This window comes from Streptomyces sp. 8K308 (assembly GCF_004348315.1).
Taxonomy (GTDB): Bacteria; Actinomycetota; Actinomycetes; order Streptomycetales; family Streptomycetaceae; genus Streptomyces.
The window spans coordinates 1-6,564 of the sequence record NZ_SMKC01000373.1 but is presented as its reverse complement, the minus strand read 5'-3'; the positions used below and the strand labels follow the sequence as shown (position 1 = coordinate 6,564).

The 6,564-nt window shown below is 70.1% G+C and carries 6 protein-coding genes and 2 pseudogenes; 5 read left to right on the top strand and 3 right to left on the bottom strand.

Features of this window, described 5'->3' with window-relative positions; translation table 11 throughout:
* Together E1265_RS38300 and E1265_RS31590 are read right to left on the bottom strand one after the other, a co-directional pair.
* Positions 1-346 (bottom strand): annotated as a pseudogene (locus E1265_RS38300) (amino acid decarboxylase); the annotation flags it as partial.
* Positions 347-401: 55 nt separating this feature from the next.
* The gene (locus E1265_RS31590) at positions 402-1,028 is read right to left on the bottom strand and encodes an XRE family transcriptional regulator (RefSeq protein WP_132934401.1); all 627 of its coding nucleotides are present in this window, start codon (positions 1,026-1,028) and stop codon (positions 402-404) included.
* 262 nt (positions 1,029-1,290) lie between these two features.
* Between E1265_RS31590 and E1265_RS31585 the strand changes: the two genes are divergently transcribed.
* The 5 genes and pseudogenes from E1265_RS31585 to E1265_RS39925 form a co-directional block, all read left to right on the top strand.
* Positions 1,291-2,316 (top strand): pectate lyase, encoded by a 1,026-nt coding sequence (locus tag E1265_RS31585; RefSeq protein WP_132934400.1) that lies wholly within the window; start codon positions 1,291-1,293, stop codon positions 2,314-2,316.
* 17 nt (positions 2,317-2,333) lie between these two features.
* Positions 2,334-3,350 (top strand): pectate lyase, encoded by a 1,017-nt coding sequence (locus E1265_RS31580; protein ID WP_132934399.1) that lies wholly within the window; start codon positions 2,334-2,336, stop codon positions 3,348-3,350.
* A gap of 10 nt (positions 3,351-3,360) precedes the next feature.
* Entirely contained in the window at positions 3,361-4,374 is a 1,014-nt protein-coding gene (locus tag E1265_RS31575; RefSeq protein WP_132934398.1) for a right-handed parallel beta-helix repeat-containing protein, read from the top strand.
* Between the two features lie 15 nt (positions 4,375-4,389).
* Positions 4,390-5,433 carry a pectate lyase gene (locus tag E1265_RS31570; RefSeq protein ID WP_132934397.1) on the top strand — a complete coding sequence of 348 codons (1,044 nt, stop codon included), beginning with the start codon at positions 4,390-4,392 and terminating at the stop codon, positions 5,431-5,433.
* A 29-nt stretch (positions 5,434-5,462) separates the two neighbouring features.
* Positions 5,463-5,725 (top strand): annotated as a pseudogene (locus E1265_RS39925) (hypothetical protein); the annotation flags it as partial.
* 57 nt (positions 5,726-5,782) lie between these two features.
* On the opposite strand, the gene E1265_RS31555 reads toward E1265_RS39925, so the two are convergent.
* Positions 5,783-6,367, bottom strand: coding sequence for a GNAT family protein (locus E1265_RS31555; RefSeq protein ID WP_132934396.1), 585 nt, complete (start codon positions 6,365-6,367; stop codon positions 5,783-5,785).
* Positions 6,368-6,564: the final 197 nt, after the last annotated feature.

Sequence of the window (6,564 nt, the reverse complement as noted above, 5' to 3'; positions counted from 1 at the left end):
CTCCGCTGGTCAGCAACCCGGCCCCCGGGCGGTGGGGGAATCCCACCAGCTCCGCCAACCACCGCACAGCGGTGCGCTCCAGCAGAACGCCAGCGTGGTCTCCGCCCGCGCAGCTGGGGTTCATGGCCGCGGCCAGGGGGGCCATCAAGACGCCGGCGGGCGATGGCGGGGAGTTGACCCAGCCGAAGAACCGAGGATGCCCGTTGCCCATCGGATACGGCAGGACGCGGTCACGCACATCATCCAGCAGGTCCACCAACGGGCGACCGTCGGCGGGCAGCGGCTGCCCGGTGAGCCACGTGCGGTCCGCCTCGGGCACCGGCCGCCACACCGGCCCTCCTGCCACGCGCGCCAGGTGATCGGCCGCGAGGTCCGCCGCCGCCCTGGCCGCTCTCCGCAGATCACACATCGTGCCCTCCCGACATGCGGTGGAGCTGGGAGCCGGCGGCCGGGGCCAGTGCCATAGCCAGGTAGTACACACACGCGTCGACAGAGTCGTTGGCGAAGGCGTGCCGGCGGTTGCCGGGGAAATAGGCCGCGTCCCCGGCCTCAAGCCGGTGGGGGACACCGTCGATGGTCAGGCGCAGACGCCCCTGCTCCACTGCCACGTACTCGTGCGATCCCGGCGCGTGCGGGGAGAACTCCCCCGCGTCCACGCCCGGTTCCAGGGTGGTGCGCATGAACTCGAACTCGATGTCCGGCAGGACCGGGGAAAGAATCCGCCGTTCCCACCCGGCGGGATCCCGTACCACTTGCTGCCGGTCACCGGCCAGGACCACGACGTCCGGGCGCACCGGTTCGTCCAGGAGTCGAGCGATCGAGGTCCCCAGCGCGGTCGCCAAACGGTCGAGAACCAACACACTCGGTGTCTTCGCGCCGCGTTCCACCTCGGACACCATGCTCTGGCTCACGCCGCTCAGCTCGGCGAACCGCTCCAGGCTGAGGCTCCGAGCCCGCCGCTCGCCTCGGATCCTGGCCCCCAGCTCGGCCATTGACAGGCCGCTGGACAAGGTGTTGCCGCCACTCATGGGATCCACCATAGCGAAGAGCATCCGCTATTGAGAAGACAGCCGCGCCGCCAGCCCCCAACCGCCCGACGACCGCCAGGCGGGGCCTCGGGTCAGCCGTCCCATCGAACGGCGGCGGCGACTCGGCTCGGACTCGTTGACATGGGCGCGGCAAGCGCTAGCCTTGTCGGCACAATTTAGAAAGCGCTTGCGCCGCGAGGTGTGGGACCACCTCCCGGCGCGCGTCGAGTCGCCCCTTCACCCCACGGAAGGGAACCAACCTGTGCGCATTCCTACGAAGTTATCCCTCGGTGCCACCCTCCTCGCGGCCGTCGCCGCGTTCCTCACCCCCACGGCCGGCGCCGCACCAGGCGCCGCGCCCGACGCGCTCGCCGTCGCGGACGGGTTCGCCTCCGTCAACGCGCTGGACCAGAACGGCACCACCGGTGGCGCCGGCGGGGCCACCGTCATCGCCACCACGACGGCCCAGTTCCTCGACTACATCGCCCGGCCAGAGCCGCTGACCGTGCAGGTCAGCGGCGTGATCACGCTGCCGACCGGCGACAGCGACGGCATGCACGACGTGGCCTCGGACAAGACCATCATCGGCCTGGGCAGCACCGCCCGGCTGACCGGAGGCGGGCTGAACATCGGCCTGCCGGTCGACGACGACGTCACCTCGCCGCCCCCCGACGCCGTGCACAACGTGATCATCCGCAACATCTCGTTCGACGGCGCGACCGACGACCTGATCAACGTCCAGATGTTCTCGCACCATGTCTGGATCGACCACAACGACTTCTCGAACGGCGACGACGGGGCCGTCGACATCAAGCGCGGCTCGGACTACGTCACCGTCTCCTGGAACCGCTTTCATGACCACGACAAGACCTCGCTCGTCGGGCACGACGACGGGAACGCCGCGCAGGACACCGGCCGGCTGCGGGTGACGTACCACCACAACTACTTCGACGCCTCCGACCAGCGCAATCCGCGGGTGCGCTTCGGCGAGGTGCACGTCTACAACAACTACTACCGCGACAGCAGTTACGGCGTCGCCTCGACGATGAACGCGGGCGTGACGCTGGAGGGCAACTACTTCTACAGCGTCAACAACCCGGCCCGGGTCGACTTCAGCGGCGACCTTGGCCGCCTCGTCCAGCGGGACAACATCCTCGTGGACTGCAACCACGAGATCGAGACGCGAGGCACCGTCGCCGCCCCGAGCGCGTCGTACGCCTACACCGCGGACCCCGCCTCCACCGTGCCCACCGTCGTCCCCGCCGGGGCCGGCGTCGGCAAGATCTGACGAACCGAGGAGCCGCCATGAGCACACACGACTCCGCACGCCCCTCGATCAGCCGGCGCGGGCTGCTCGCCGGCACGGCCGCGACCGCCGCCGCCCTCGCCACCGCGGGCGCGGCCACCGGCACGACACGCGCCGCCACGAGCGCCCCGCCCACCACGTTCGCCACCACGCCGGACGGCTTCGCCTCCGTCAACGCCCTCGGCCAGAACGGCACCACCGGCGGCGCCGGGGCCCCGGTGGTGACGGTCAGCGACGCCGACACCTTCCTCGACTACTGCGACCGCAACGAGCCCTACACCATCCAGGTGCAGGGCACCATCAACATCACCAGCAAGCAGGCCCTGCGCTCCAACAAGACCGTCGTCGGCCTCGGCTCGAACGCCACGATCGCCGGCGGCGGCCTGGACATGTACCGCCGGCAGAACGTGATCATCCGCAACCTCCGGTTCGTCGGCGCCGAGGACGACGCGATCAGCATCCAGCAGGACTCGCACCACATCTGGATCGACCACTGCTACTTCGCCGACGGACTCGACGGCGCGATCGACATCGTCCGGGCCGCCGACTACATCACGGTCACCTGGAACCACTTCGCCGGCTTCGACAAGTCGATCCTCATCGGCCACTCCGACGGGAACGCCAGCCAGGACACCGGCAAGCTGCGCGTCACGTTCCACCACAACTTCTTCGACGGCAGCCGGCAGCGCCATCCGCGCGTGCGGTTCGCCGAGCCGGTGCACGTCTACAACAACTACTTCCGCAACAACGCGCTGTACGGCGTGGCCTCGACGGAGAACGCGGGCGTGCTGGTGGAGGCCAACTACTTCGAGAACGTGCCCCACCCCGTCTACTCCGGCTACGACGCCAGCGGCCCGGGGCGGGTGGTGCAGCGGAACAACGTGTTCGTGAACAGCGGCACACCCCAGACCCTCGGCACGGTCGTCGAACCGCGCACCTACTACGCGTACACCCCGGACAACCCGTCCACGCTGCCCAGCACGGTCCCGGCCGGCGTGGGCACCGGGAAGATCTGAGGAGGCGGCGATGAGTCACCGCTCCCCCATCAGCCGGCGCGGGCTGCTCGCCGGCACGGCCGCGACCGCCGCCGCCCTCGCCACCGCGGGCGCGGCCACCGGTACCGCGCGCGCCGCCACGAGCGCCCCGCCCACCACGTTCGCCACCACGCCGGACGGCTTCGCCTCCGTCAACGCCCTCGGCCAGAACGGCACCACCGGCGGCGTCGCGGGCCCCACCGTGACGGTGACCAACGGCGCGGACCTGGCGAGCGTCGCGGGCGCCAACACGCCCTACGTGATCCTGGTGTCCGGCCGCGTCCAGGTCGACGACATGGTGACGGTGGTCGCCAACAAGTCGATCATCGGCGTCGGTTCGACCGCGGAGATCACCGGCGGCGGGCTCCAGCTCGGCTCCACCACCCGTCCGGGCAACAACGTCATCATCCGCAACCTCCGCTTCACGGACGCATCGGACGACTCGGTCAGCGTCACCAACTCCGCCCACCACGTGTGGATCGACCACTGCGACTTCTCGGCGGGCTACGACGGCCTGCTCGACATCAAGCGGCAGTCCGACTACATCACCGTCTCCTGGAACCACTTCCACAGCCACAGCAAGACCTGCCTGGTCGGCCACTCCGACAGTTACACGGCCGACCGCGGCAGGCTGCGCGTGACGTACCACCACAACTTCTTCGACGGCACCGAACAGCGGCACCCGCGCGTGCGGTTCGCCGAGCCGGTGCACGTCTACAACAACTACTACCGGAACAACGCGCTGTACGGCGTGGCCTCGACCGAGGACGCGGGCGTGCTGGTGGAGGCCAACTACTTCGAGAACGTGCCCCACCCCGTCTACTCCGGGTACGACGAGAGCGGCCCGGGCCGGGTGGTGCAGCGCGACAACGTGTTCGTGAACAGCGGCACGCCCCAGACCCTCGGCACGGTCGTCGAACCGCGCACCTACTACCCCTACACGCCCGACGACCCGCGCACCCTGCCGGCCACCGTGCCGGCCGGCGTGGGCGTCGGCAGGATCTGAAGGCGGAGGTCGTCCATGAGGCTCACGATGAGGCTGAACGTCCTCGCGGTGGCGGCCGTCGCCACCCTGGCCCTCTCCGGGGCCGCGCCCGTGACCGGCTCCTCCGAGCCGGCGGTGGCCCCCGGGGTGGCCGCCGAGGCGGCCCCGACCGGGTTCGCCTCGGTCAACGCCTGGGGTCAGAACGGCACCACGGGCGGCGCGGGCGGGCCGACGGTCACCGTGTCGACGGCGGCCGACCTGATAGCCAACATCCGCGCAGAGGGACCGCGGATCGTGCAGGTCAACGGCATGATCACGCTGCCGGACGGGATGTACGACATCAGCTCGGACAAGACCGTCATCGGTCTCGGCGCCAACTCGGGCATCACCGGCGGCGGCTTCAACATCGGCCTGCCGGCGGACGACAGCGTCACCTCGCCGCCCGCGAACGCCGTCCACAATGTCATCATCAGGAACCTGAACTTCCGGGACGCCAGCGACGACTCGATCAACGTCCAGATGTTCTCCCACCACATCTGGATCGACCACAACGACCTGGCCCAGGGCTACGACGGGCTGATCGACATCAAGCGCGGCGCCAGCTACATCACCGTGTCATGGAACCACACCCACAACCACACCAAGAACATGCTGCTGGGCCACGACGACGACAACGCGGCCCAGGACACCGGGCGGTTGAAGGTCACCTACCACCACAACTGGTACGACCGGACCCCGCAGCGCAACCCGCGCGTCCGCTTCGGCGAGCCGGTGCACATCTACAACAACTACTACCACCGCAACTCCGACACCGGCCCGGCCTGCCAGGCGAACTCCGGCTGCTGGATCGAGGGCAACTACTTCGAGGACGTCGAGGAGCCCATGACCAACAGCTACTCGGGCCCCGACGGCCGGATCGTGGAGCGCGACAACGTCTTCGTCGGCGAGGAGGCCGGCGAACCGGTCGTCGGCGGCTCCGTGCAGAACCCGGCGACGTACTACTCCTACACGCTGGACCCCGCGGCCGACGTCAAGACGATCGTGACCAACGGCGCCGGCACCGGCAGAATCGGCATCTGAACCACGGTGGCGGTGGATCGTGACCGGCCCTGAGTACCCACCACCGGTCTGAGGACGGCACAGCGTTGGCCAGGCGGGTACTGGCGAAGACGGCCGACCGGGCCGCCGCGATCCCCCGGCGCACGGGCGTCGCCCCCCTGCCTGGCCACCGTGCCGGTCGGGGGCGACCCCGCCTCCGTGACCTGGGTCCGGACGAAGCACGGACGCCGACGGCGTCACCACGCACTCCTTCGCCGCGATGAGCTTCGGACTGCCCGGCTTCGTCTCCCGCACACCGGGCGACGTCGGGCGATGACCAGCGCCGTGCTGCGGCCAGTCCGGCCGCGCGGCTGGGACTGGCCGCCGGAGCCTAGGACGCGCGGCCGGGCCGAGGTGGCCTGACGGGAGAGGCGGGCAGGCGCGGGGGCCACTCGTCCTCGAGGATGCCGAACACCTCTGAGTCCCGCCATCCGTCCCGGATCAGGGCGACCTGCCGGTGCCGTCCCTCCCAGGTCATGCCGAGCTTGCGAAGTACCCGGGCCGAGGCGAGGTTCCGCGGATCGCAGGTCGCGTGGATCCGGTGCAGCCCCAGCGTCTCGAACCCGTGCCGAAGCAGTCCCCTGCCGATCGCCGTCCCCGTGCCCGCGCCCCAGGCCCTCGGGTGCACGATGTAGGAGATCTCACCCTGGCGTTGCGGGACACTGCGGATGCGCAACTCCCCCATGCCCACCACCGCGCCGTGGCGGCGAGCCACGAAGGCGAATCTCCCCTGCGGTCTGTGCGTCCACGCCTCGACGGCCGCGCGCACGAAAGCACGCGTCTGCTCCTCGGTGTTGGGCCCCCAGGGCTGGTAGCGGCAGGCCTCAGGGAGACGGGCCCAGGCGTGCACGTCGCGCCAGTCCGTGAACTCGATCCGCTCCAACGACACCACGTCTGCGTCTGCGTCTGCGCCCATGAGCTGATCGTGCCAGGTGACGGTGCGGCGGCTCGGGTCAGGGCATGGGTGAGGGGCCGGGGCGCGACGCCCTGGCCCCTCACCTTCAGGGGTGGTTCGGTGTTCCTACCGGCTTACAGGGGCGGGTAGGCGTTGGCCAGGAGCTCCTGGAACTGGGCGGAGAACCAGTGGCCGGAGAGCGGGGCATCCGCGAGTGC

Bases quoted from the DNA above. Each gene is read 5' to 3' on its own strand.
- E1265_RS31570 (WP_132934397.1), top strand. From the start codon at position 4,390: ATGAGGCTCACGATGAGGCTGAACGTCCTCGCGGTGGCGGCCGTCGCC.
- E1265_RS31580 (WP_132934399.1), top strand. From the start codon at position 2,334: ATGAGCACACACGACTCCGCACGCCCCTCGATCAGCCGGCGCGGGCTG.
- E1265_RS31555 (WP_132934396.1), bottom strand. From the start codon at position 6,367: ATGGGCGCAGACGCAGACGCAGACGTGGTGTCGTTGGAGCGGATCGAG.
- E1265_RS31590 (WP_132934401.1), bottom strand. From the start codon at position 1,028: ATGAGTGGCGGCAACACCTTGTCCAGCGGCCTGTCAATGGCCGAGCTG.
- E1265_RS31575 (WP_132934398.1), top strand. From the start codon at position 3,361: ATGAGTCACCGCTCCCCCATCAGCCGGCGCGGGCTGCTCGCCGGCACG.